Annotated in this window: 28 protein-coding genes and 1 tRNA gene; 15 read left to right on the top strand and 14 right to left on the bottom strand. The window is 51.7% G+C overall.

Annotation, left to right across the window (positions count from 1 at the left end; all coding sequences use genetic code 11):
- Positions 1-11 precede the first annotated feature (11 nt).
- From GQE98_RS04825 to ftsE, 4 genes are read right to left on the bottom strand one after another with little or no spacing between them, the layout of a single operon-like run.
- Positions 12-596 carry a YdcF family protein gene (locus tag GQE98_RS04825; protein ID WP_161314499.1) on the bottom strand — a complete coding sequence of 195 codons (585 nt, stop codon included), beginning with the start codon at positions 594-596 and terminating at the stop codon, positions 12-14.
- 3 nt (positions 597-599) lie between these two features.
- On the bottom strand, positions 600-1145 hold the full coding sequence (locus tag GQE98_RS04830; protein ID WP_161314500.1) for a D-glycero-alpha-D-manno-heptose-1,7-bisphosphate 7-phosphatase: 546 nt from the start codon (positions 1143-1145) through the stop codon (positions 600-602).
- A 1-nt stretch (position 1146) separates the two neighbouring features.
- Positions 1147-2034 (bottom strand): cell division protein FtsX, encoded by an 888-nt coding sequence (locus GQE98_RS04835; RefSeq protein ID WP_161314501.1) that lies wholly within the window; start codon positions 2032-2034, stop codon positions 1147-1149.
- On the bottom strand, positions 2031-2729 hold the full coding sequence (gene ftsE / locus GQE98_RS04840; RefSeq protein WP_161314502.1) for a cell division ATP-binding protein FtsE: 699 nt from the start codon (positions 2727-2729) through the stop codon (positions 2031-2033). The genes GQE98_RS04835 and ftsE overlap by 4 nt, the downstream gene beginning before the upstream one ends.
- A 124-nt stretch (positions 2730-2853) precedes the next feature.
- Between ftsE and GQE98_RS04845 the strand changes: the two genes are divergently transcribed.
- From GQE98_RS04845 to GQE98_RS04870, 6 genes are all read left to right on the top strand, one after another.
- A complete protein-coding gene (locus GQE98_RS04845; protein WP_161314805.1) occupies positions 2854-3561 on the top strand; it encodes a DUF3426 domain-containing protein in 708 nt (235 codons plus the stop codon).
- Positions 3562-3631: 70 nt separating this feature from the next.
- The gene (gene hpt, locus GQE98_RS04850) at positions 3632-4171 is read left to right on the top strand and encodes a hypoxanthine phosphoribosyltransferase (protein WP_425501093.1); all 540 of its coding nucleotides are present in this window, start codon (positions 3632-3634) and stop codon (positions 4169-4171) included.
- A gap of 13 nt (positions 4172-4184) precedes the next feature.
- Positions 4185-4604 carry a response regulator gene (locus tag GQE98_RS04855; RefSeq protein WP_161314504.1) on the top strand — a complete coding sequence of 140 codons (420 nt, stop codon included), beginning with the start codon at positions 4185-4187 and terminating at the stop codon, positions 4602-4604.
- Positions 4605-4750: 146 nt separating this feature from the next.
- On the top strand, positions 4751-6580 hold the full coding sequence (locus GQE98_RS04860) for a hypothetical protein (protein WP_161314505.1): 1830 nt from the start codon (positions 4751-4753) through the stop codon (positions 6578-6580).
- The gene (locus GQE98_RS04865; protein WP_161314506.1) at positions 6555-7559 is read left to right on the top strand and encodes a glycosyltransferase family 2 protein; all 1005 of its coding nucleotides are present in this window, start codon (positions 6555-6557) and stop codon (positions 7557-7559) included. Before GQE98_RS04860 ends, GQE98_RS04865 begins: the two co-directional genes overlap by 26 nt.
- Positions 7556-7903, top strand: coding sequence for an EamA family transporter (locus GQE98_RS04870; RefSeq protein ID WP_202526080.1), 348 nt, complete (start codon positions 7556-7558; stop codon positions 7901-7903). Before GQE98_RS04865 ends, GQE98_RS04870 begins: the two co-directional genes overlap by 4 nt.
- A 3-nt stretch (positions 7904-7906) precedes the next feature.
- Here GQE98_RS04870 and GQE98_RS04875 read toward each other — a convergent pair whose 3' ends face one another.
- Entirely contained in the window at positions 7907-8428 is a 522-nt protein-coding gene (locus GQE98_RS04875; protein WP_161314507.1) for an A24 family peptidase, read from the bottom strand.
- A gap of 116 nt (positions 8429-8544) precedes the next feature.
- Positions 8545-8630 (bottom strand) — tRNA-Leu (locus tag GQE98_RS04880).
- 166 nt (positions 8631-8796) lie between these two features.
- On the opposite strand from GQE98_RS04880, the gene GQE98_RS04885 reads away from it, so the two are divergent.
- Genes GQE98_RS04885 through GQE98_RS04895 form a run of 3 tightly spaced genes read left to right on the top strand, consistent with a single transcriptional unit; the run spans position 8797 to position 10475 of the window.
- Positions 8797-9378, top strand: a complete 582-nt coding sequence (locus tag GQE98_RS04885) for a YqaA family protein (protein WP_161314508.1) — start codon at positions 8797-8799, stop codon at positions 9376-9378.
- Positions 9379-9401: 23 nt separating this feature from the next.
- Positions 9402-9890: a disulfide bond formation protein B gene (locus GQE98_RS04890; RefSeq protein ID WP_161314509.1), complete on the top strand. Its 489-nt coding sequence runs from the start codon at positions 9402-9404 to the stop codon at positions 9888-9890.
- A 9-nt stretch (positions 9891-9899) separates the two neighbouring features.
- Complete coding sequence (locus tag GQE98_RS04895) at positions 9900-10475, top strand: demethoxyubiquinone hydroxylase family protein (RefSeq protein WP_161314510.1); 576 nt, start codon at positions 9900-9902, stop codon at positions 10473-10475.
- Positions 10476-10487: 12 nt separating this feature from the next.
- On the opposite strand, the gene GQE98_RS04900 is transcribed toward GQE98_RS04895, so the two are convergent.
- The 4 genes from GQE98_RS04900 to GQE98_RS04915 all read right to left on the bottom strand — a co-directional run bounded on the left by GQE98_RS04900 (position 10488) and on the right by GQE98_RS04915 (position 13991).
- Complete coding sequence (locus tag GQE98_RS04900; protein ID WP_161314511.1) at positions 10488-11216, bottom strand: hypothetical protein; 729 nt, start codon at positions 11214-11216, stop codon at positions 10488-10490.
- Between the two features lie 97 nt (positions 11217-11313).
- The gene (locus GQE98_RS04905) at positions 11314-11865 is read right to left on the bottom strand and encodes an HNH endonuclease (RefSeq protein ID WP_161314512.1); all 552 of its coding nucleotides are present in this window, start codon (positions 11863-11865) and stop codon (positions 11314-11316) included.
- A gap of 195 nt (positions 11866-12060) precedes the next feature.
- Positions 12061-12708 (bottom strand): DNA-3-methyladenine glycosylase family protein, encoded by a 648-nt coding sequence (locus GQE98_RS04910; protein ID WP_161314513.1) that lies wholly within the window; start codon positions 12706-12708, stop codon positions 12061-12063.
- Positions 12705-13991, bottom strand: coding sequence for a S41 family peptidase (locus GQE98_RS04915; RefSeq protein WP_161314514.1), 1287 nt, complete (start codon positions 13989-13991; stop codon positions 12705-12707). Before GQE98_RS04915 ends, GQE98_RS04910 begins: the two co-directional genes overlap by 4 nt.
- A gap of 141 nt (positions 13992-14132) precedes the next feature.
- Between GQE98_RS04915 and gluQRS the strand changes: the two genes are divergently transcribed.
- Positions 14133-14978, top strand: coding sequence for a tRNA glutamyl-Q(34) synthetase GluQRS (gene gluQRS / locus GQE98_RS04920; protein ID WP_161314515.1), 846 nt, complete (start codon positions 14133-14135; stop codon positions 14976-14978).
- Between the two features lie 40 nt (positions 14979-15018).
- Here the strand turns inward: gluQRS and GQE98_RS04925 are convergent, their stop codons facing one another.
- Positions 15019-17031: a protein meaA gene (locus tag GQE98_RS04925; protein WP_161314516.1), complete on the bottom strand. Its 2013-nt coding sequence runs from the start codon at positions 17029-17031 to the stop codon at positions 15019-15021.
- A 269-nt stretch (positions 17032-17300) separates the two neighbouring features.
- Between GQE98_RS04925 and ccrA the strand changes: the two genes are divergently transcribed.
- Genes ccrA through GQE98_RS04940 form a run of 3 tightly spaced genes read left to right on the top strand, consistent with a single transcriptional unit; the run spans position 17301 to position 20774 of the window.
- On the top strand, positions 17301-18605 hold the full coding sequence (gene ccrA / locus GQE98_RS04930; protein WP_202526081.1) for a crotonyl-CoA carboxylase/reductase: 1305 nt from the start codon (positions 17301-17303) through the stop codon (positions 18603-18605).
- 40 nt (positions 18606-18645) lie between these two features.
- Positions 18646-20334: an acyl-CoA dehydrogenase family protein gene (locus GQE98_RS04935; RefSeq protein ID WP_343044159.1), complete on the top strand. Its 1689-nt coding sequence runs from the start codon at positions 18646-18648 to the stop codon at positions 20332-20334.
- Between the two features lie 14 nt (positions 20335-20348).
- Positions 20349-20774, top strand: coding sequence for a VOC family protein (locus GQE98_RS04940; RefSeq protein WP_161314517.1), 426 nt, complete (start codon positions 20349-20351; stop codon positions 20772-20774).
- 18 nt (positions 20775-20792) lie between these two features.
- Here the strand turns inward: GQE98_RS04940 and GQE98_RS04945 are convergent, their stop codons facing one another.
- The 3 genes from GQE98_RS04945 to GQE98_RS04955 are packed head-to-tail and all read right to left on the bottom strand — an operon-like array spanning position 20793 to position 23039.
- Complete coding sequence (locus GQE98_RS04945) at positions 20793-21623, bottom strand: YihY family inner membrane protein (protein WP_161314518.1); 831 nt, start codon at positions 21621-21623, stop codon at positions 20793-20795.
- A gap of 22 nt (positions 21624-21645) precedes the next feature.
- The gene (locus GQE98_RS04950) at positions 21646-21840 is read right to left on the bottom strand and encodes a 2-hydroxymuconate tautomerase (protein WP_161314519.1); all 195 of its coding nucleotides are present in this window, start codon (positions 21838-21840) and stop codon (positions 21646-21648) included.
- 20 nt (positions 21841-21860) lie between these two features.
- Positions 21861-23039 (bottom strand): NAD(P)/FAD-dependent oxidoreductase, encoded by a 1179-nt coding sequence (locus tag GQE98_RS04955; protein WP_161314520.1) that lies wholly within the window; start codon positions 23037-23039, stop codon positions 21861-21863.
- Positions 23040-23113: 74 nt separating this feature from the next.
- On the opposite strand from GQE98_RS04955, the gene GQE98_RS04960 reads away from it, so the two are divergent.
- Positions 23114-23308: a twin transmembrane helix small protein gene (locus GQE98_RS04960; protein ID WP_161314521.1), complete on the top strand. Its 195-nt coding sequence runs from the start codon at positions 23114-23116 to the stop codon at positions 23306-23308.
- Between the two features lie 22 nt (positions 23309-23330).
- Entirely contained in the window at positions 23331-23894 is a 564-nt protein-coding gene (locus GQE98_RS04965) for a cob(I)yrinic acid a,c-diamide adenosyltransferase (RefSeq protein ID WP_161314522.1), read from the top strand.
- The last annotated feature ends 32 nt before the right edge of the window (positions 23895-23926 follow it).

Genomic DNA, 23926 nt, shown 5'->3' on the forward strand with positions numbered 1-23926 from the left:
TCTTTCAGCGCCTAATCGTCAAGCCGGGCACGGACAAGACTGAAGACATATTTATTGAACTCTCCGGCAACCACCATAAAGGCCCTCGGGTTTTTCCACCAGCCTGTCAGTTCAAGCGTATCACTCGCCACGGGATAGGCAATTAGATTAATGTCGGGCATCTGTCGCTTTAGCTCTACAAGACTGCGTGGCATGTGATAGGCACTGGTAACGATGGCGAGGCTGCTAAAATCATTGGATTTCGCCCATAAAGAGGTTTCATAGGCATTGCCTTCTGTATTGCGGGCAAGGCGGCCAAGATCAACGCAGCAATCCATCAATTCCGCGCTTTGCCCGGTGGCTTGACGTAAGGTCTCGCGCGTCACCTTTGAGTTTACACCGGACACCAGCAGCCGCGCCCCGACATTCTCTTTCAAAAGGTCAAATCCTGCTGTCAACCGCGCTGGCGTGCCAGTCAGGACGACAATCCCGTTGATTTCGTGGGGCAATGCGGGCAGCCTGTTTTCAACCTCCGCCATGAAAGTGAGGAACGCCCCTGTCCAGAGACACAGAAAGATAAAGACTGCGGCCGCAATAATTTTCCAGCGAAAGGGCATGTTTCAGAACCTTCCGTCAAGAATAAAACTGGCCGCTTCGTCAAGGTCTTTGGCGATATGAACGGGCATCAGATGCCGCGCGACTCCCTCAGCCAATGTCTTTTTACCTTTGCCAGTCTGGACGAGTATGCGGTGGCAGTTGGCAGAGTTAGCCGCTTCGATATCCCGCGCACTGTCCCCGATAAAAACTGTTTCATGTGCCGTTACGTTAAACTTTCGCATCGCCTCGATCAGCATCCCCGCGCCGGGTTTGCGCCTGTCCGTTGCTGTCCATGGCGCATCCGGGGCGACAAGGATATCATCCAAGCGGCCGGACAGTTTTGCCAGGCTATCCTTAAGCTTGCCATGAATTTCCGCCAGTTGCTCTTCATTGATAATGCCGCGCCCGATACAGGATTGATTGGTTGCAATTACCAGTTTATGCCCATGGGCGTTTAGCCGGGCAATCGCCTCTAGCGCTTTCGGGATGAAAACCAGTTCCGCCGGGGATTTTACGAAATCTGCCCGGTCTTCATTGATCACGCCGTCTCTATCCAGCAATACAAGCATTTTACATCATCCGGCGAAGTGACTTTAAGACGACCTGCCGCACCGTGTATTTCGTCAGCAAGGCAACCAGAACAGGCAGCAACAATAATGCAATAGCTCCTTCAATGCCAACGGAGAGCGGGGGGAGCATCGACGCCTCCAGTGAACTAACAAGAAAATTGAAAATAAACATGACAATGATGGCAACGATAAGGCCCGGTAAGGCACCCAGAAAACTGAGGCGGGAAAAATAATTCTGGAATTGTTCGGCAATATAATTATCCCGTGCGCCAATCAGGTGCAGAACCTGGATAACCTCCGAATGCATGATCAATCCAGTGCGGACGGCAAAGATCACAATAATCACGGTTACACAGCCGATCAGCAGCATGATTCCGGCGGCCAGAAGCTGAATGGAGCGACCGAGAAGAACCATCTTGTCGAGCCAAGGTCGATGGATATCGAGCCGCGCGGCCGGAACAGCTTCCACCAGTTTCTTATTCAGGGCGGCAAGATCGATAGCGCTGTCTTCGGCAATGATGACCTCGATAAGGCGTGGGACAGGCAGTTCCCCTAAGGCTGCATTTTTTCCCAGGAATGGCTCCAGAAGTTTCAGGGTCTCCTCTTGCTCGATTGCCCGTGCGGCGGCAACGCCCGGTGTTGCCGAAAGCAGTTCAACGGCGTCTGTGACTTTCTTATCGAGATCAGCGGTGGGATCAAAGGCAATCTCAACGGTCAGGTTGCCCGTCAGGGTTTCCGACCAATCACTTATTGCCTTGCTCAAGGAAAATAATCCCCCGATGGATAGGGCGGCAAGAAATATCATTGCCGAGATCACAACCGGTAGGTAGCGGGTTGATACATCCTTTTCCAGCTGCAATTCTGCGGATTTTCCGAAAAACTGTATCATGCCGGATCCTTGCTTTCTTTTGGGGGCGGATTGTCCTGGGCGCGGGTCGTCAGTAATCCGTCCTTGAGATACATGACTGGATTACCAAACCGGCTAATAAGCTCGAGATCATGGGTCGCAACGACGACCGTTGTCCCGATTTTGTTGAGTTCTTGTAACAGATACATGAGACGAAGCCCCATTTCTGCGTCCATACTGCCGGTTGGCTCATCAGCGATCAGGAGCTGTGGCCGGTTGATGACGGCGCGGGCAATAGCAACCCTCTGTTTTTCACCGCCTGAAAGCGTTGGCGGTTTCGCGTCAACTTGCCTTCCAAGCCCTACCCACTCCAGTAACTCAGCCACATGTTGGTAAATCTGGTCATTTTTCGCACCCGCGAGTTTGAGCGGCAGCGCGACGTTATCAAGTGCGGAGAGATGATCCAGCAGGCGGAAATCCTGATAGACAACACCAATTTTTCGTCGCATCGCGGGCAGGTCGTCGCGGGCGAGGGAGGAGACTTCCTTGTTAAAAAGGGTAATCAGCCCGCGGCTTGGCCGATGCGACAGGGCAAGTAATTTTAGCAGGGAACTCTTCCCGGCGCCGGTTGGCCCCGTTAAAAAATGAAAGGAGCCGGGGAGCAGGTTAAAACTGATATCGCGCAATACTTCAGGCCCCAGCCCATAACGCATCCCGACATTCTCAAACCTGACCAAACCATCCTCCCAAAATTACGCGACAGAAGATAAACTATGATAGATTTATCAGCCAGTCTTGTGCATGTCCAAGCAAACGCCTATAAAAAAGAAACTTTAATTCGTGAGCTGGTGATCCTGGCCAATGATTTTGACATGTTCAAGTTGCGGAACCCGTTATTCAATTGATCCGGCGACAATTGGTCCGGAAGGCCGCGCAGTGAAATGCGCCAAGTGCGGCCACAAGTGGCGCGAACTTCCTCCAGAGGATACGCCGAAGAAAGTTGTCGTTGATACTCCCCCGGAAAAACCGGTGGTGGAAGCGGTTTCTGCCGGCCCCGATCAGGGGATGAGTATTGAACAGATGACAGCCGCGCAGGTGGCTCCGCCGAGTGCAGGTAATTCAGTTAAACAGCGACGTTGGATTGCCTGGCTTCTCCTCCTCCTGGTTTTAGTGGCACTTGTTTTTGGCGCGTATCTTGGCCGTAATTATGTTGTGCAGATCTGGCCCGGCTCTGCGACAGCCTACCAGTACCTTCAGATCGATGTGGAAACAGAGAATTTAATTGGGCTCGAAATACATGATCTGAAAACAAAGTCGGTTTTGCAAAACGGTGTGACCACCCTGACAGTTTCGGGCCTTATCAAGAACATTACCGATGTTAGGCAACCCTTGCCACGGATTAAGATTGCGCTCCTCGACGATAGGGGGCAAAGCGTCTATAGCTGGACCACGTCGGTGGAGGAGCCGGAGATTGAGCCTTTGAGCCAGATGGAGTTCTCAAGCAGCATGAATCAACCGCCTGAAGACGCAAAGAATGTCAAGGTTGACCTGATCGATCCCGAGAATTAGATCCGCCGACTTCAATCAAGGAAGTGATCGGCGGAAATTTACCAGTTTTATTGAAAGGCCTAGAATGAATATCGCCGAGGCGAAATCAAATATCAAAATCTTATTTCCGAGCGCCGATATTGCTAAACGCAATGAGGAATTGGCGGAAGAAATTGCCAACACCATGGGATCGGATATTCTGGTCATTGCGGTCCTGAAGGGGAGCTTCGTTTTTGCCGCAGACCTGATTCGTGCGCTACATCATGCAGGTGTGAAGCCGCAAATTGATTTTATGGCGCTTTCCTCCTACGGCGATAAAACCGTGAGCAGCGGCAATGTTCTGATTACCCGTGATATCGTGGACACGGTCAAGGGCCGCAAGGTGCTGCTGATTGATGATATTCTCGAATCCGGCAGGACGATGGCCTTTGCGCAGCAAGAGCTTCTGGATCGTGGGGCAGAGATTGTGAAGACCTGCCTGATGCTGGATAAGAAGGGAAAAAGGGTTTCGGACTTCGAAGCAGACTTTGTGGGCTTCGATTGTCCCGATTTGTTTGTTGTCGGGTATGGCCTTGATTATGCTCATTATTACAGGGAACTTCCTTATATAGGCTATATCGTCAAGGATTGAACGGAAGGTATAGATGGCGCGGATTTTGATTGCAGAAGATGAGGCTGCCCTTCGGGAATTCATTAGCCGCGCCTTGATCCATCATGGTCACGAAGTTGTTGCTGTGGAAGATGGTGCTGACGCTCTTGCGGCTCTGGAAAAGGGAGAGTCGTTCGATCTATTGCTCACCGATATTGTGATGCCGGTAATGGATGGCATTGCACTCGCGCTTAAAGTGACCAAGGACATTCCCAATCTTAAAATATTGATGATGACGGGCTACGCCGCTGAGAGGCAGAGAGCCTATAATCTTGAGATGCTGATCCATGATGTTATCGCCAAGCCTTTTACGCTTGACGAGATTTGCGAAAAAGTCTCTGAAGCACTGGCAACCGACCGGACGGTTTTAAGACCTGTAACGACCAAGGATGAGGGGCTTCGGCCTAGGAAATAGCTTCTTGGTTACCCTCCCTATTATCTGAGAAATGCGACAACGCGGGAATTGGTCGATATTTCGGGCTTTCTTCCTTTTGTTAAGGTTTTTGCGCTAGTTTTCAACAGAATTGAAGCGCAATTGCTGATTACTTTTGGGGATTTTTCGTGACCGCCGAACGCGTTGTTATGTTCTTTCTGCTGTGGCTGACCTGTTTTGTGATCCTGCCGACGCAGCTCATATCGAGCCCCAATGTCCTTCAACCGGAAGGCCCGGATGCCTTTATGCGTCTGGAACGGGTCAACACACTGGTGCAGACCGGGGACTGGTATGAGGGCCATATCGCTCGAGCTGGAGGTGCAGACGGAGCGGATATTCACTGGACGCGACCGATGGATCTGCTGATCCTCGGCGCTGCGGCACCATTAATGCCCTTTATGGATACTTCCAAAGCGATTGAAATGGCAGGGGTGACCTTGCCAGCATTAATGTCACTATTGCTTGTTCTAGTCTGTATTTGGGCGGCAAGACCTTTAATGCAGCCCAGGAATTTATTTTCCATTGCTATCCTATTGGCCGTTCAACCCGTCATTCAGAAATATTTCCACATCGGGCAGGCGGATCACCACATGGTCCTGGGCGTATTAACCGCCACCGTTCTGGGCTGTTTGATCCGGCTTAACCCCCACAATAAAAAATCTCGGCTCGCTCTGATTGCCGGGATGATCAGCGGCCTCGCTTTATGGGTCAGTCTTGAATATCTGATTGTCTTTGCTCCCGTTACCGTGGGCCTTGGTCTTTGCTGGCTTTTCTGGGGTGATGAATGGCGCTGCATTAACCGCGGGTTTGTATTGGGGGCCTTTTCGGTTTGCCTGGCGGCAATAGCTGTTGATGTCGCCCCCGAGAGCTGGCTGATTGCGCGCTATGACCGGATTTCTATCGCGCAGATATTCTTGATTGGGTGCCCGGTTTTCTTCTGGTCTGTTCTCTGCGGACTTCTTGATCGTGGGGACAAGATACTTTTCCGGATTGCCGGGGCCGGACTATTCTCGTTGCTTTGTCTTGGCCTGATCCTCCGGTATTATCCGGACCTTTTGGTTGGGCCACTGGCCGAGGCAGATCCACGTATCGGGACCATCTGGCATGACAAGGTGATCGAAATGCTCCCTTTGCTGGATAGCCCGCGCCGAACAATTCTTTATTGTCTTTTGCCTTTTATTGGCATCGCCTATGGCGGATTTGTTGTCTTTTGCACTGACCATCCGGAACGTCGCCAAATGTGGGTCTGGCTGGTGCTGGTATTGATCTGCACGGGCGCCCTCGCGCTATTTCATGTTCGTGCCGCGCTTTATCTTGCTGTTGCCGGTGTGATTGCCGCGGGCCCCCTTTTGGAAGATCTATTGAATGTCGTGAATCTGCATTACATCGGGTGGAGAAAAAGCGCGACGGGGTTGTTCGTGCGTGCTGGCGTTGTCCTGGGCCCGTTCATTCTGGCATTGTTGGTTGGCACCATTTCAGATGGCCCGAAGTCTTCGGAAGCGATCGCTGCCACCAGGACGAAGGCGGTGAAGTGCAGCATACCGGAAATTGCTGCCGTACTGAGTGATGAAGAGTTTATCCGCGAGCGTGGTATGCTTAGATTTGCCAATAATCTCGATTTTGGCCCAGAACTTATTTACCGCACACCACATCATTTTCTTGCTGTTCCCTTTCACCGCAATGGCGAGACAATTTTCGATACACATGCGCTCTTAACTGCGACCGATATTTCGCACAGTCGGAAAATTCTCGAAAAATATGGGATTGACTATATTCTAATATGTCCCAATGCTTCGACAATATCCTATTTTCAGGAGTCAAAGGCGTCGGATATCCTCTATAATCGCCTAGTTGACGGAAATTTTCCGGATGACATAGTAGAGGTTGATGTGCCGTCTTCATGGAAATTGTTCGCGGTTAGGAATAATTCAGATGAACCAGAGCGAGTCCATCAATAAGCCAAGCGTGACGCGGGAGGAACCAAGCACTCCGCTAACCGGTTCCATTGCCGTCATGATACCTTGCCTTAATGAGGAACTCACGATTGGCACTGTTATTCGGGAGTTTCACTTGGCGTTGCCTGAGGCGCGAATTGTCGTGTGTGACAACGCCTCGACAGATAAAACAGCCGATGTTGCCGCTGCTGCGGGAGCGGAAGTCATTTATGAGGATATGCCAGGCAAGGGCAACGCAATCCGTCGTCTGTTCTCTGATATTGAGGCAGATATATATTTGATGGTGGATGGCGACGCGACATATGAAGCTTCTCTTGCACCGTCACTGGTTGATCACCTTTTGCAGAACCGGCTGGATATGGTCTGTGCCAAACGTGTTGCCAAGGGTCAGGCGGCATATCGCAAGGGGCATGTTTTGGGTAACCGCCTGTTCTCAAAAATTGTCGCGAGTGTATTCGGTCGTCGGTTTGAAGATATTCTGACGGGATACCGGGTCTTTTCCCGCCGGTTCGTCAAATCCTTCCCGATCCTTTCGGAGGGATTCGAGATAGAGACCGAACTCACGATCCACGCCCTTGAGCTGAACATGCCGGCCGCCGAAATAGCCAGCACCTATATGAAGCGCCCAGAAGGGTCGGACAGTAAGCTCAACACCTTCTCGGACGGATTGAAAATAACCAAGCTAATTGTGAAGTTGTTAAAAGATGAGCGGCCAATGACCTTCTTTGGTTGCTTGTTTCTAATTCTGGCGATCATATCAATTGTTCTGGCGATCCCGGTGGTGCTGACATTTCTTGACACCGGCCTCGTACCGCGGTTTCCAACCGTAATTCTGGCAAGTGCCTGTATGCTGCTGGCATTTTTGTTGCTGGTTTGTGGATTTATTCTGGATTCCGTGACCCGCGGACGTCGCGAAAGAAAACGTCTATCTTATCTCTCCATTGCCGGTCCGGCCTCTATTCGGGCACAAAATATAGAATGAGCAAAGATATCCTTATCCTCATTATGCCTTTCGTTATCTCGGCCGGTCAGGTCCTGTTCAAGATTGCCAGCCGGGATGTGGTCGCTTTTGATCATCAGTCCCTGCTTAAACTATCCGTCAACGCCTATTTCATAATGGCGGTGATCCTTTATGGCCTGGCCACCTTGCTCTGGGTTTATATCCTCAAACATTTTCCACTCAGCCGGGCATATCTCTTCATGGGCCTCAGCTTTATCCTGGTGCCGGTCATGAGTTATATTTTTCTGAAGGAACCGCTGAGTTTACGATTTCTCGCTGGTACAGTTTGTATCATTTTCGGTATCTGGCTGGCCAGGGCCGCCTGAAAATTACAGAACGCGGAAGAATTGGTAGAACACGACGAAACCGGCAATGGCAATGGCAACGCCATAGGGAAGTTGCAGGCCTAGTGTCTTGCTTGTTTGTATAAGGGGTGCTGGTTTTCTCAATATTTTCATAAAAAACCAGTCGACGAAGTTCGATATTAGCGGATTACGGGTCAATATGATCGGTAAGACATAGATAGCAGCAAGGGCACCGCCTGCCAGACAGGTCATTAACAAAAGAAGGGTAAGGTGATCCGGCCCGGCCCAGAGCGCGAGTGCGGCCAGTAGTTTCACATCACCGCCACCCAGCCAGCCCATCGCGAAAATCACAATTCCGACAACAAGAACGCCTGCGCCGCAAAGCAGATGCCAGGGAAGCGCCGACCAGTCACCGACAACAACGGCTTGCAACAGGTATAGTGCGGCAATAATCAGCGGCAGAAAATTTGGGATCTTGCGGGAAAATACATCCCAAATTGCCGCAAGAAGTACCAGGCCACCGGCCGACATCATCAGGACAGGCATTTTACACACTCTCTCATGGCGAAGCTAAAGACTGGTTCAGATCGTAACCAGTAGTTATTAGCATATGGTTAAGGAAGTCTGTCGCGCTGACTTTGTAGGAGAGGGTGAACTATGAATGGTGCCCCTGGCCTGACTCGAACAGGCACGCCCAATGGACAACAGATTTTGAATCTGTCGCGTCTACCAATTCCGCCACAGGGGCTGCGGTTGAAAATCCGCACTATAGCGATGAATGTGAGCGGGTCAATAGGTGTTCTGGGCTTGTGCATACCAGTTATGAAAATAATGATAAAGATTGAGGCGGCTGATAAAACCGGGTAAGAAAGATTTGTCTTTTTTTGGTTTTTACTCAGGTTCTGGCCCGCTCTATGTTGCGACGTTTGTATGATTTCACCATGGGACTGGCGGCAAAACCGCGGGCAAAATGGTTTCTGGGGGGCATTTCCTTTGCGGAGAGCTCCTTCTTTCCTATTCCGCCAGATGTCCTTTTAATACCGATGGTGCTTGCCAACCGCCGCGAAGCTTGGCGGCTTGCCTTTATTTGCAGCCTTACTTCTGTGGTTGGCGGACTGTTCGGTTATCTTGTCGGGTATCTTTTTTTCGATCTGGTCGGGGCGCCGATTATCGATTTTTATGGCTATACGGATAAATTTGTCAACTTTACCGATGCATATAATGAGTGGGGCGGGTGGATCGTCGCCTTTTTTGGTCTCACGCCTTTTCCCTATAAGGTTATCACGATCGCGAGCGGAGTGACTCATCTCGATCTTCTTGTGTTTATTGTTGCCTCTGTTCTTTCGCGAAGCCTGAGGTTCTTTCTGGTAGCAGGTTTGCTGTGGAAATTTGGCGCACCGATCCAGATATTTATCGAGAAATATCTCGGCCTGTTGACCCTGCTCTTTTTCGTACTGTTGATTGGCGGATTTGTCGCCATTAAGTATATGCTCTAGGGTATGCGAAAGGGCGAGCCCGGATGACTTACCTGACGAGAAATGCGTTGTGGTTGACCCTGCTGGCGAGTGTTGGTGCACTCGGCACCGTGTTTATTGCGCAATATGTGTTTGACCTCTGGCCCTGCGTCCTTTGTCTTTACCAGCGCTGGCCCTATGCCGCCGTCATTGTCATCTCTCTTGCCGGCCTTGCTTTCAGGAAGCGCTATGGCGCCGGTCCGTTTCTTATGCTTTGTGCGGTTGGCTTCGCGGTGACAGCGGCAATCGGCGGTTATCATGTGGGTGTTGAGCAGGGATGGTGGGAAGGCACTGCGGAATGTGTTGGGAATACTGCCCAAGCCAGCAGTCTGCAGGATTTAAAGGCCAAAATCATGTCAACGCCCATTGTTCGCTGCAATGACGTCGCATGGTCGCTATTTGGCATCTCCATGGCGGGCTATAATGTCATTGCTGCGGTGATTCTATCTGTTTTTTCATTGTTTGCTGCACTAAGTTCTTTCAAGAACAAGTAAGGATTGGCGATGCCAGACAAAAAAAAATCCAACGATGAGAAACCTTCCTTCGGTCGTCAGCCCGGCGACCTGAGCCCGCGTGAGCAACTGGAGAGAATAATCCGTGTTGACCATGCCGGGGAGTTTGGTGCCGTTCGGATATATGAAGGGCAGCTGGCCGTTTTGAAAGAAACCGAGTCAGCGGAAACGCTTCAGCATATGAAGGAGCAGGAAGAGGTTCATAAAAAGAAATTTGAAGAACTTCTCAAAGATCGCCGTGTTCGCCCGACCCTGTTAAGCCCACTTTGGCATGTCGCCGGGTTTGCGCTTGGTGCGGGAACGGCAATGCTGGGGAAAGAGGCAGCGATGGCCTGCACTGAAGCCGTCGAGGAAGTTATAGACGAACATTACCGCGATCAACTCGAGACCCTCGGTGAGGAAGAGGCGGAGCTGAAAGAAACGATTTCCGATTTTCGCGATGAGGAGATCGAGCATCGCGATATTGCCCGTGAAGAAGGGGCGAGTGACGCACCGGGCTATGAAATTCTCACCTCCGCTGTTAAAGCGGGTTCAAAAATGGCGATCTGGCTCTCTTCCCGAATTTGAGCAGGATTTATTTTACGGAAAATCGCAACGTGTTGCGGAAATAGTGGCGAAGCTCTGCTTCCCCGCCAGAATACTGAATCGATATTCATTGGCGCCAAACACCACACTTTTGTGAAGTGGCAGAACGCCTGTCAGCAGTTCCTTCTGGCCGCCAAGCTGCGTGAAGGTGATTTCAACTGGCTGTTCAGGGTCGTACCAGGCTTCTACTTTACCTTCTGAATTGACGACTGATTTTCCATTCCCCGTAACCGTGATTGTGCCATTTCCAAGACTGATTGAGTTTCCAGGGCTCGAGAAGATCGGCGTGTTGACGATGAAGCGTTTCGTTTCCGGCGCTGCGTCACAATTTTGGCTGTTCTGGGCGAGTGTAATCAAGGAAAGCAAGCGTTCAGGCTCCAGGCCTTCCTTCATTCGCGTTTGCACAAGGTCGAGGATTTCACGCGTTGGACCGCTCGGTATTTCATTCTCGAACTTGTCGCGCCATTGGCGGGCTTCCGCCAGGGCGGCGCTCTGTTTGTCCAAGGCTGCGCGTGCCTGATCGTTAAGCCGATCGTTTTCACTGGTCAGGACGATGACCTGTCCCTCGATATCGGCAATTCGCCGTTCGGCATTTGCTTGGCCTTCATAGTATCCGTAAACACCGGCACCAGCGAGCAACGCAATATACAAAACGAACTTGAAAAATCGGGTGCGACGTTGCCGCGCCTGCTTTTTCTCTGAAAGACCAAGGCCATAACTCATTGTGCGTCACATTTTCAGCAATAAAAGAATGATTAAAAATTTGTTTCTATATAGACGCCGAAACGTGAGAAAGGCAAGTGGGGGCGGGGAATTTCGTTTATTCTTCCAACTCGGTATCCCAATAGAGGTAGTCGCGCCAGCTTTTATGAAGATAGTTGGGAGGGAAGGAACGCCCTTGATGGTTAAGCATTTGTGGCGTGGGGATATAAGGGCGGATTTCCGGAAACATACTCACTTCCCGGGTAAGCCTGCCCCCTTTTTTCATATTGCAGGGTGCGCAGGCGGTTGTGATATTTTCCCAGTTTGTCTGGCCACCGAGACGGCGCGGCAGTACATGATCGAAGGTCAATTCCTCCGGAGAGCCGCAATACTGGCACCGAAATCCGTCACGCAGGAAGACATTGAACCGGGTGAAGGCAGGCTGTTTGCTCTGCTTGACATAGCGCTTAAGGCAGATGACGCTGGGCATGCGCATTTCGAAGCTCGGAGATCGAACGACGCGATCATATTCTGAGACGATGTTGACCCGTTCCAGAAAAACCGATTTAAGAGTATCCTGCCAGGACCAAAGCGATAAGGGGAAATAGCTAAGGGGCCTGTAATCGGCGTTTAAAACCAGTGCCGGGTATTTTTCCACAGATGTTTGCAAGGCTCAATCTGTCTCCAAACAGGAAGTTATCGTTGAAAGTTTGACCTTTTGCTCTTCAAATTGCAAATCCTAATACAGTATTTTGTGTGAAAAAAATATGACACCACCTCATCTTGAGGGGCGTCGTGATGCCAAATTTATTCTCTTTAAGGAATATAGGGCCCTAAGCCGCTTGTCTCGCGTTTGCGAAAAATTTTAATCTTTATTTGGAGCTTTTTTCCTGGTTGGCGCCTGAACCACATCCGCATAGTATCGCCATAAAATGCGCGCTGCGACAGTGCGATAGGGCCGAAGCGGTTCTGCCAGTTCGTCCATTTTCGCCGCATCGGGCCGTGTTGGAAGTCTTTTGAGGTGGCCAAAAGCGGTTTGAAGCGCGACATCACCGGCGGGCCAGATATCCGTCCGACCAAGGCAGGAGATCATATAGATCTCCGCAGTCCAGCGGCCGATTCCCTTCACACAGGTCAGCTGAGAGAGAACTTCCTCGTCATCTCGCTCATGAAGAGTCTTTAACAGGAGGCGGTTGCTCTGGATTTCTTCCGCAAGAGCCCGACAATATCGTGCTTTTTGACGACTTAGGCCAAGGGCGCGTAACGCTTCCTCTGAATGCGCGAGCATCCGTTCCGGGACAAACGGCGTCACGGCGCCAGAAAGTCGTTGCCAGATCGCTTCGGCGCTGGCCAGGGATACCTGTTGTTCGATGATAATCTTGGTCAGATGTTCAAATCCCGCCGGGCGCCGTCGTTCTGGCAGAGGCTGGATCAGTGTGAGTGCATGGGCGAAATCCGGGTCCTGGGTCCGGATAAATTCAAGGGCAGCCGTGATGTTCCCGTCATTCTTCATTCGGTGGTGACAAGTGCGGTCTTTATATTCGTTGAACAATTCAGGCTTTTCGCGGCAAGGGCGATCTGTGCATCATCACTTTCGCCTTCCTGCCCGGTATAGGGAATATCCGGCGTCAACCCAACCCCATTAAAGGTGGGGCCTCCTCCCGTTGTGAACCGGCCCGTCGTCAGGCGGAGACCTCCGCCGTTGCTGAGCGGCATCAGTGACTGCATCAGGCCCTTGCCGAAACTTTTCTCGCCGAAGAGCTTTGCGCGGGCCTGGTATTTCAGTGCACCTGCCACAATTTCGGAGGAGGACGCAGATTTTTTGTTCAGCATAACGACAATCGGTGCACCTTTAACTTCATCCCCGAGGTCCGCCTCTCGTGAAATCATTTCCTGGCCACGATTACTGACAGAGTAGATATTACCGCCGTCGAGAAAGGCATCCGCGACAATCTCGGCCGCCGAGACCAGGCCGCCGGGATTATTTCGCATATCAAGGACGATGCCGCAAAGGTTGGAGCCAAGGGAATATTGAAAGTCCTTCAACGCCGTAGCTACGCCCGGGCCGGTCTTCCGGGTAAAGGAGAAGATGCGAATATAGCCGATATTGCCGTCAATATGGTGTTCTACTGCGGTTACCTCCACATCACGACGGACTACATCAACCTGCAAGGGAGAGGGCGTATTTTCCCGCTGTAATGTTAAGGTTGTGATCGTATGCTCTGGTCCGCGCAGCTTGTCGCGCGCCTGCGAAAGCGTAAGGCCCTTGATCGGGGTGCCATCAACATGGGTGATGATGTCTTTTTCCTGCAGGCCGGCCTCTTCCGCGCCGGAGCCACGCAGAAGGTTCATGATTGTGAGATTATCGTCAATCATTCTGATATGAATGCCGAGGCCGACAAAATGGCCTTCCAGGCTTTCACGGTAGGAAGAAAAGCGCTGTGGAGCCATATAGCCGGTGTAGCGGTCCATCGAGGCAAGCATCATATTCAGCGCACGTGTTGTTGGATCGGTTTCCCCTTTTCCCTCTATCGGGACAGATTTCAGGCCTTCAATCGCCTTATCGATCAAATCTTCAGGATTGACATCATCGACATACCGCTGGTCCACAGTCTGAAGTACATCGGCCATGACGCTGATGTTCTCGGCCATTCTGGGGTCGTCCTTGACGGTTTCACGATATGCAGCCTCATAACGTTCCATTGCCGAAACGACATCATGGTTTCGGGTAATCGGGATCGCACAAGCCGTTACCAGCATTAATATATTCAACGCGATCAATATTCTTCTAAACATTCGTCTCGCCCGTTGACAATTTTTATAATTAATAAATTATTAACAAAGGCTAGCGCCACACTCCGTGGCTTACAAGAAAAACAGATAAAATTTTAAGCGTAATTGAATATTTTTTTTCGGAACCTCTTCCGTGTTAACTATATGCAAACCATAACCCGTTTCGCGCCGAGCCCAACTGGACTTCTTCATCTAGGACATGCTTATTCCGCTTCTCTTGCCTGGCACGCGGCGAGGGAAAGCGGTGGCCAGTTCTTGCTCCGTATGGAGGATATTGACCTAACCAGATGCCGTCCGGAATTTGAGGAAGCGGTCTATGAAGATCTGGCATGGCTGGGTTTGGACTGGGACCCGCCGGTACGCCGCCAGAGCGATCATTTTGATGACTATACTGCCCTACTTGAAAAACTCAGTGACCGGGATTTGATCTACCCTTGCTTTTGCACCCGAAAGGAGATTGCAGCTGAAGTAAATCGCAGCAACTCCGCACCGCACGGGCCGGAAGGCCCCGTATATCCGGGGACTTGCCGCGATATGACCGAGAGCGAGCGACAGGAGAGATTTGCGCGTGGCGATGGCTATGCACTTCGCCTGAATATGGTTAAAGCTCTTGCCAGGGTAGTGGTATCCAAGCTGCAGTTTCAGGAAGTTGGAAAAGGGTATATTCAGTGTAACCCGGCACCTTTTGGTGACATCGTTCTTGCTCGAAAAGAGATATCGACCAGCTACCACCTCGCGGTTACGTTTGATGATGCAATTCAGGGCGTTAACCATGTTATCCGGGGTCAGGACCTGTTTGCATCGACACATATTCACCGGCTTTTACAGGCGCTGCTCGACCTGCCAACACCGTCCTATTATCACCACGGCTTGATCTCGGATGCGAAAGGGCGTCGCCTGTCAAAACGTGATAAGGATGCAACAATCAAATCCTTAAGAGAATATGGTTACCAGCCCGAAGAGGTGCGGAAAATGATCGATTATGGTTAATTTCCGGCAGTTTTCCGCGAATCTTTCTCCGCTCTGGTGATCAGGCCACATCCTCATATTTCATGATCATGTCGACCATGTCGATAACGATACCCGCCATATCGAAATCCTTGGGTGTATAGATCGCGCTGACGCCCGCTTTCCTGAGTTTGTCCGCATCTTCTGGCGGAATAATTCCGCCAACCACGACCGGAATATTGCCAATGCCGGCGGCCCTCAACTTCTCGCAAACCTCAGTCGCGAGCGGCACGTGCGAGCCAGACAGGATGGAAAGGCCAACAAGGTCCACGGTGCCGTTACGCGCAGCGTTGACAATCTGATCAGGCGTGAGGCGGATGCCTTCATAAACCACCTGCATGCCACTGTCGCGGGCGGCCACGGCAATTTGCTCCGCGCCGTTAGAATGTCCATCGAGTCCCGGCTTGCCAACAAGGACTTTGAGGGGTCGTCCAAGTGCCTGAGCCGCTGTTGCGACCTTCTCGCGCGCGGGTTCCAGAATATCGTTCTCGGCATTGGAAACAGCGGAGCTGACACCGGTTGGTGCCCGATATTCCCCATATACCTGACGTAGCGCCTCAGACCATTCGCCCGTGGTTACGCCGGCCTTGGCGGCAGCAATTGAAGAGGGCATGATATTGCGCCCTTCCTTCGCGGCCTTTGCCAGGGCTTCAAGTGCCTTTTTCACGACCGTTTCATCGCGGCTCGCGCGCCAGGCTTGCAACCGTTCAATCTGTTCCGCTTCTGCAGCGGGATCGACCGTCATGATTCCCCCGTCGGCTTCCTGGGTAAGTGGAGAGGGCGTAGATTCGGTGAATTTATTCACTCCGATGACCGGTAGATCGCCCGCAATTACCGCCTGAACACGGTTCGTATTGGAATTAACCAGGCTTTCTTTTAAATATCCCGTATCGACGGCCGCGATGGCGCCACCCATTTCCTCAATAAGTTTAAGTTCCTCACGCGCGGCTTCTTTCAACTCCTCAACCTTGCGGTCAATCTCGACCGAGCCTTCAAATATATCTCCAAACTCGAGGAGGTCAGTCTCAAAGGCAACAATCTGTTGCAGGCGGAGAGACCATTGCTGATCCCACGGGCGGGGAAGGCCCAGAGCCTCGTTCCAGGCAGGCAGTTGCACGGCGCGAGCCCGAGCTTTCTTGGAAAGGACTACGGCTAGCATTTCTAGCAAAATCCGGTAGACATTATTCTCCGGCTGCTGTTCCGTCAGGCCAAGCGAATTAACCTGCACGCCATAGCGGAACCGGCGGAATTTTTCATCTTCAACACCGTAACGGTCGCGCAGTATTTCATCCCAGAGATCGACGAAAGCGCGCATTTTGCACATCTCGGTAATAAAGCGGATGCCGGCATTAACGAAGAAGCTGATTCGCCCCGTTGCCGCGGGAAAATCCTCGGCACTGATTTGTCCCCCTTCCTTGACCGCATCCAAAACAGCGATTGCCGTTGCCAATGCAAAGGAAAGTTCCTGAACAGGTGTCGCGCCAGCTTCCTGTAGATGATAGGAGCAGACGTTGGTCGGATTCCATTTTGGCATTTGCTGGTAAGTATAGCTTACCACGTCGGTAATAAGCTTCATGCTTGGCTTTGGCGGGAAGATGTAGGTTCCTCGCGATAGATACTCTTTGATGATATCGTTCTGCACGGTGCCTTGCAGGGCGGTTACATCCGCGCCCTGCTCTTCCGCGACAGCGACATAGAGCGCGAGCAGCCAAGCGGATGTAGCGTTGATCGTCATCGAGGTATTCATTTTTTCAAGCGGAATATCATCGAAAAGAGTTCGCATATCCCCAAGATGGCAAATCGGGACGCCGACCTTGCCGACCTCGCCACGAGCCAGAACATGATCTGAGTCATAGCCTGTTTGGGTTGGAAGGTCGAAGGCGACGGATAAGCCGGTCTGTCCGCGGGCAAGGTTCGTTTTATAAAGTTCATTCGACGCCTTGGCGGAAGAATGGCCTGAATAAGTACGGAATAACCAGGGGCGATCTTTCTTCGGGGCGCCGGATTTTACGGCTTCCGTCTTGTCTTTTGCCATAATTTTCTTTCGTATTCTCAGTCAATTAAGATTGGTTGTTTCGTAGTCTTGATGCCACACGTAATAACATAACTTTGTGTTGCGGTGCAAAAAAAACTTGTTATCTGAACAAAGGTCAGTAATCTTCTCACAAATTAGACTAATGTAAAGCTCTCCGTTTCGTTTTTTGATGCAATGCGATATAAGAAGGCGGGAAACGGGAATTTATGATTTTTAAAGACAGGCGTCCCGTAAAATAGGGATCATGCCAAATACGAAGGATATTTTCGATGTCAAATACGCAAGCTGCTGCGATGTCCGAAGTGGAAAACGAACTGCCTGCTGGCGAAATTAAGGACCTGTATGAAGTGGGAGAGATTCCTCCTCTCGGTCATGTTCCTTCCAAAATGTATGCTTGGGCCATCCGCCGTGAACGCCATGGAGAGCCGGAAAAGGCGATGCAGGTGGAAGTCGTTGATACACCGGAACTCGATAGCCATGATGTCCTGATTCTGGTGATGGCTGCTGGCGTCAACTATAATGGGGTCTGGGCGGCTCTCGGCGAGCCCATTTCTCCTTTTGATTATCATAAACAGCCCTTTCATATCGCGGGTTCCGATGCTTCCGGCGTCGTTTATGCCGTGGGTAACAAGGTGAAGAGATTCAAAATCGGCGATGAGGTTGTTGTTCATTGTAACCAGGATGATGGTGATGATGAGGAATGTAACGGCGGCGACCCCATGTTCTCGACGAGCCAGCGCATCTGGGGTTATGAAACACCGGATGGATCCTTTGCGCAGTTTGCCCGCGTGCAGGACCGTCAATTGATGCCGCGCCCGAAACATCTAACCTGGGAAGAAAGCGCCTGTTACACGCTGACCCTCGCGACTGCTTATCGCATGTTATTTGGCCATCGGCCGCATATTCTCCGTCCTGGCCATAATGTTCTGATCTGGGGCGCATCGGGCGGTCTTGGTTCCATGGCTATCCAGATTTGTGCTGCGGCCGGTGCCAATGCCATCGGTGTTATTTCTGATGAGAGTAAGCGCGAGTTTGTCATGTCGCTCGGTGCAAAAGGCGTTCTCAACCGCAAGGATTTCGATTGTTGGGGCCAGCTGCCGACAGTGAATGGCGAAGGGTTTGGCGAGTATATGAAGAAGACGCGCGAATTCGGGAAGGCTATTTGGGAAATTACCGGTAAGGGCAACGATGTTGACTTCGTGTTTGAGCATCCAGGTGAGCAGACCTTCCCGGTTTCCTGCAATGTGGTAAAGCGCGGCGGTATGGTGGTGTTCTGCGCGGGGACGACAGGTTTCAACCTGACCATGGATGCGCGGTTTGTCTGGATGCGCCAGAAACGTATTCAGGGCAGCCATTTCGCCAATCTGAAACAGGCGTCACAGGCAAATAACCTGGTTGTTGAACGGCGTATTGATCCTTGCATGTCAGAGGTTTTCTCTTGGGATGATATTCCGCGCGCTCATACAAAAATGATGAATAACCAGCATAAACCAGGCAACATGGCCGTATTGGTTTCTGCAAAGTATCCGGGTATGAGAACAATCGAGGATGCAATTGAAGCCGGCAACGAGTAAGAAGAAGCCGTAATCAAATAAGGAAAGAATAATAATGACAATGTCTGAAATGGTTGAGGCGCCCGGCACAATTCTGTTGGATGGCCTGGACGGCCTTTGTGAATCTGCGCTTGGCGCGGCCGAATCTTTCAAGCAACAGGCGATTATGGCCGTCGCGGATCTGACCCGCGGCAGTAATGGACGGATCAGCGCGGAACTGGTCGAGGCCAATCAATATGCAACGCATGGTCTTGCCTGGCTTGCGACTTATGTAGAAGCTTTGCGCGAAACACTGAATTGGTCGCGCCACCTTGCCACAGAAGGCAAATATGGTGAGTTGGAGCAGTTAATGCTGCAGGCCGGTTTCGGTGAATATCTCAACCAGATCACTGGCGGCATCCCCATGTCTCTTGGTGAGATTATCCGTCCCCAGGACCTTGGGCTGGATGACGCGGCAATCGCCAAGTTCAAAACCAAGGAAGTTGTAGCTCTTATTGAGGCGGGGTACAGCGCAGAGGTTAAGGAGCGGATTGCCGAGCTGGTTGCAGAAGGAATGGATACCGGACATTTCGGTGATCCGGGACTGGATGAGACCTTCTCGATGATTCGGGATCAGTTCCGCCGCTTCGCCAATGAAGAAGTTATGCCCTATGCCCATGAGTGGCATTTGAAGGACGAGCTGATTCCCATGCCGGTTGTCGAGAAAATGTCAGAACTTGGCGTTTTCGGTCTTACGGTTCCGGAAGAATACGACGGGTTGGGTCTTGGTAAGATGTCCATGTGCGTGGTGTCCGAAGAACTTTCGCGTGGTTATATCGGCGTGGGGTCGCTCGGCACACGTTCAGAAATTGCAGCGGAGTTGATCCTGACCGGTGGAACCGAGGCACAGAAGGAAAAATGGCTTTCCCCTATTGCGACCGGCCAGATCCTGCCGACTGCTGTCTTCACGGAGCCGAATACCGGTTCAGACCTTGCATCGCTGAGAACCCGGGCGGTTAAGGACGGTGATGTTTACAAGGTGACAGGCAACAAGACATGGATCACCCATGCGGCACGCGCCGATGTTATGACCATGCTGGTGCGGACCAATCCGGATGAGCCGGGATACAAGGGTCTTTCCATGTTCCTCGCGGAAAAACCTCATATGACCGAAGAAGAAGATTTTCCGGCCGACGGTATGACCGGCGGGGAGATCGAGGTTCTTGGCTATCGCGGAATGAAGGAATATGAGCTTGGCTTCGATAACTTCGAGATCAAGGCGGAAAATCTTCTCGGCGAAGAAGAAGGTAACGGTTTCAAGCAGCTGATGCAGACATTCGAGAGTGCCCGTATCCAGACAGCGGCTCGCGCGCTCGGTGTTGCGCAGAACGCAATGGAGCTCGGACTTCGCTATGCATTGGATCGCGTTCAGTTTGCCCGCCCCATTATCAAATTCCCGCGTGTTGCCGGCAAGCTCGCCTGGATGGCTGTTGAAATCATGATGGCGCGCCAGCTTACCTATGCGTCTGCGCGGGCAAAGGACGAAGGTCGCCGTTGCGATCTGGAGGCCGGGATGGCCAAACTGCTTGGGGCCCGCGTAGCCTGGAGTACGGCAGATAACGCCCTGCAAATTCACGGCGGTAACGGGTTCGCGCTCGAATATCCAATCAGCCGGGTTTTGTGCGATGCGCGTATTCTCAATATTTTTGAGGGCGCCGGTGAAATTCAGGCACAGGTAATTGCACGCCGCCTGCTAGAGGGTGCAAACTAACAAGAGGCTTGAAGGTGGAACAGCGGATTTCGCTTATAACGCTCGGCGTTCGGGATCTGGCGCGGAGCACAACCTTCTTTGAATCTCTCGGCTGGAAGCGTTCTGTGAAGGACGCTTCCGGCGTTTCCTTTTTTCAGTGCGGCTCGATGGCCATAGGTCTTTTCCCGCGTGGTAACCTTGCCAAAGATGCGGGCATTTCTGAAGAAGGTACCGGTTTTGAAGGGTTTTCACTCGCCTATAATGCCCGGAGCAAGGACGAGGTGGATGAGGTCCTGAAACAGGTTCAATATTTGGGCGCGAAAATTGTCAAACCAGCGGAAGAAGTCTTCTGGGGCGGATATTCTGGCTACTTTCGTGATCTTGACAGCCACCTTTGGGAAGTCGCTTGGAACCCCGGATTTGAAATCGATGAGTCGGGCGCCGTCAAGCTTCCGGACTGATGATCACCTTTATATTCCCTATCTTTTCTCCATGTCGGCGGTGAATTCGAATCCGAGCACAGCGGCAATGGTTGCGCCGAACAGAACGATTCCCCAGCTCACATAGAGCCAGATTAAAAACAGAGGAATGGCGGCCATGGTGCCATAGACCACCTCATAAGACGGGAAATATTCAAGATAGAGCCTGAACATATGCTTACCTAGAAGGAACAGTGCGGTCGCCACGGCGGCACCGATAAAGGCGTGACGCCACTTCACATCGCAGGCCGGTACAATGCGAAATAGAATGAACAATATCGCGAACGGAAGCAGAAAGGGCATAATAAAACTTAGCAGCGCCACCGCTCCGGTCACTTCAAAACCAGTCGCTTCTTCGCTGATATCGACAATCCAGTTTACGAGCGTGAGGCTGGTGCCGACCGCAATTGGTCCTATTAGAGTGATAACAATGTAGGTAATCAATCGTTTGAAAGGGTTCCGCGTGGCGGCGACTTGCCAGATCTGGCTGAAAATCTCCTCGATACTGGACATCAGCATAAGCGCGGTAATCGCGATGCCCGCAAGGCCAAAATAGGTTAGCTGGCTTGCATTGACGGCAAAGTCACTAAGGGCGGCGTCCACCGTCGATATTTTGGACGGCAGCAAGTTATCGAACAACAGTGTTGTCAGTTTCTGCTTCAGGTGAGTGAATGCCGGGATTGCGGTGAAGAGGGCAAAGACAACGGCCGCCAGAGGCACAATGGCGAGCAGGGTTTGATAACTGAGCGCTGTCGCCATACGCAGGCAATGCTGATCCTTGAAATGGTGCCAGATCCGGCCCAGCAGTGCGACAATGAAAATCTTCTGCACCTCGACTCCCACGTTATACGTCCTAGTCAGGGAATTTCGTTGCGGCGAGTTCACCGCCGATGCCCCAGTCTTCTTTGGAGACATCCGTGATGACCACATGAACGCTGGCTTCGCTGCAACCGGTGACCCTTGCCATTTCCGCAGTGAGTGATTTAACGAGCTTCTGCTTGGTTTCCCGGTCACGTCCTTCGAACATTTCTACTCTTACTATCGGCATTCTCTGTCCTTCTTGGTTGATTAAACGATATTATGCTCTGATATGGCGTCCCCTGTCACCATCCGGTCAAATGAAAATCGGCTGAGATCGAGGCTGCGATATTGACCATAAGTAATCAACTCGGCAATGGCGCGCCCGACGGCGGGGGATTGTTGCAAGCCATGACCTGAAAATCCATTGGCGAAATAGAAATTCCTGATCTCCGGATGTGGTCCCAAAACGGCATTCTGATCCAAGGTATTGTAGGCGTAGTGCCCCGCCCAAGCATTTTCGAGTTTAATGGCCTCGAAGGCAGGAACGCGATGGGCCAGGATTGGCCAGATATGCTCCTCGAACCAACCGTAATCTATCTCGAAATCCGTGCAGTCGGGGTCGTTGTTAGGATCGGGGGAGCAACCCGCCAGAAACTGCCGTCCTTCGGGGCGGAAATGCACACCACTCGGATCAATGACCAGCGGGCAACCGGTAATTTCCGTTCGACAGCTAAAGGAATAGGCAAATCTTTTCCGCGGCCGAACTGGTAAATCAATGCCTGCCCATCTTGCAACTATGGCGGCGGCTGGACCTGCTGCATTCACGACATGACCCGCGCCTAGCCGTGTGCCGTCGTCGAGCAGGACGGCTGATACCCGGTTCCTGTCACACTCAAACCCAACGGCTTCTCTCGCCAGATAGGAGACTCCGAGAGAAATCGCTTTTTTGCGAAAGGCCTGATTGAGGCTATAGGCATCCAGCCAGCCTTCCCCGGAAAGGCCCAAGGAGCCCCCGGCGAGATCGGCGACATTCATCCAGGGGAACCCCCTCGCAAGATCGTCCGGGTCCAGCAGGCCGACATTGACGCCAAGGCTTCGTTGGATGGCGTTATTGCTGTAGAGCCTAGGAATATGGCGGTCTTCCGCTAAGAAGAGATAGCCCTGCTCATGGTAGCTGACATCCACTGGCACATCATCCACCCCAAGGTACCGCGTGATCTGGCCCAGAAACTCTTGTGTAAATCTGGATACAAGAATGTTTTCCGGCGTTGAAAATTGCTGCCGGATCCCACCCCAGGATCGCGCCGTCGACCCAAATTCATAACTTGGGTCCCGTTCAAGGACAGTAACCGTTCCGGAAAACCCGGGCGTAGCCTTGAGGAAGTAGGCAATGGAGGAGCCAATAACACCTCCGCCAACAATTACAACATCCCGGGTTGCTTCCATGAAAATTCCTGTCCATATATGGTGTTACGATGTAGCGTTGGAGGCTGCATCCTTTATGACAGATCGGACCGTTTATGATCAATTATTTCATTATCGCCGCCGTCATCGCAACTGCTCTTGTCCTGTTAGTTGGGGTGCTGACTTTTGCGCGCGGCGGCGACTTTAACCGTCGTTACGGTAACAAGCTGATGCGCCTACGCATTTTGATGCAGGCAATTGCGGTTGTCCTCATCATGATTGGTTTATGGGTTGCGAGTTCCGGCAATTAGACGTTAAAGGCATAGGCTCCTCATGGTAAAGCTGACAAAAATCTATACACGCGGCGGAGACAAAGGAAAAACCTCCCTTGGTAATGGCGCGCGGGTAAGTAAAGCCGATGCGCGAGTTGAAGCCTATGGCGATGTGGATGAAACCAACGCGGTGATTGGCCTGGTCCGATTAAATGTATCGGGGGAGGCGGATGAGACGCTGGCGCGTATCCAGAATGATCTTTTTGACCTTGGGGCAGATCTCTGCACGCCGGAACAGGAAAATCCGAAGTATCCACCTCTTCGAGTTACAAAGGAGCAGGTGGTGTGGCTAGAGGAGGAGATTGACCGCCTCAATTCGGAATTGTCTCCGCTTAACTCTTTTATCCTGCCGGGCGGCTCACAAGCATCGGCTTATCTTCACCTGGCGCGGACAGTTTGTCGGCGGGCCGAGCGGCGGATGATTGTTCTTGGCGATTCGGATACTATCAATCCCGATGCTATCGCTTATATTAACCGGCTCTCTGATTTTCTGTTTGTTCTGGGCCGTTACCTCAATAACAAGGGGGCGGAGGACGTTCTTTGGGTGCCAGGCGCCAACAGATGATAGTTTAAGGCCAGTTTTTTGGCCAATAACAG

This window comes from Sneathiella litorea (genome assembly GCF_009882915.1).
GTDB lineage: Bacteria > Pseudomonadota > Alphaproteobacteria > Sneathiellales > Sneathiellaceae > Sneathiella > Sneathiella litorea.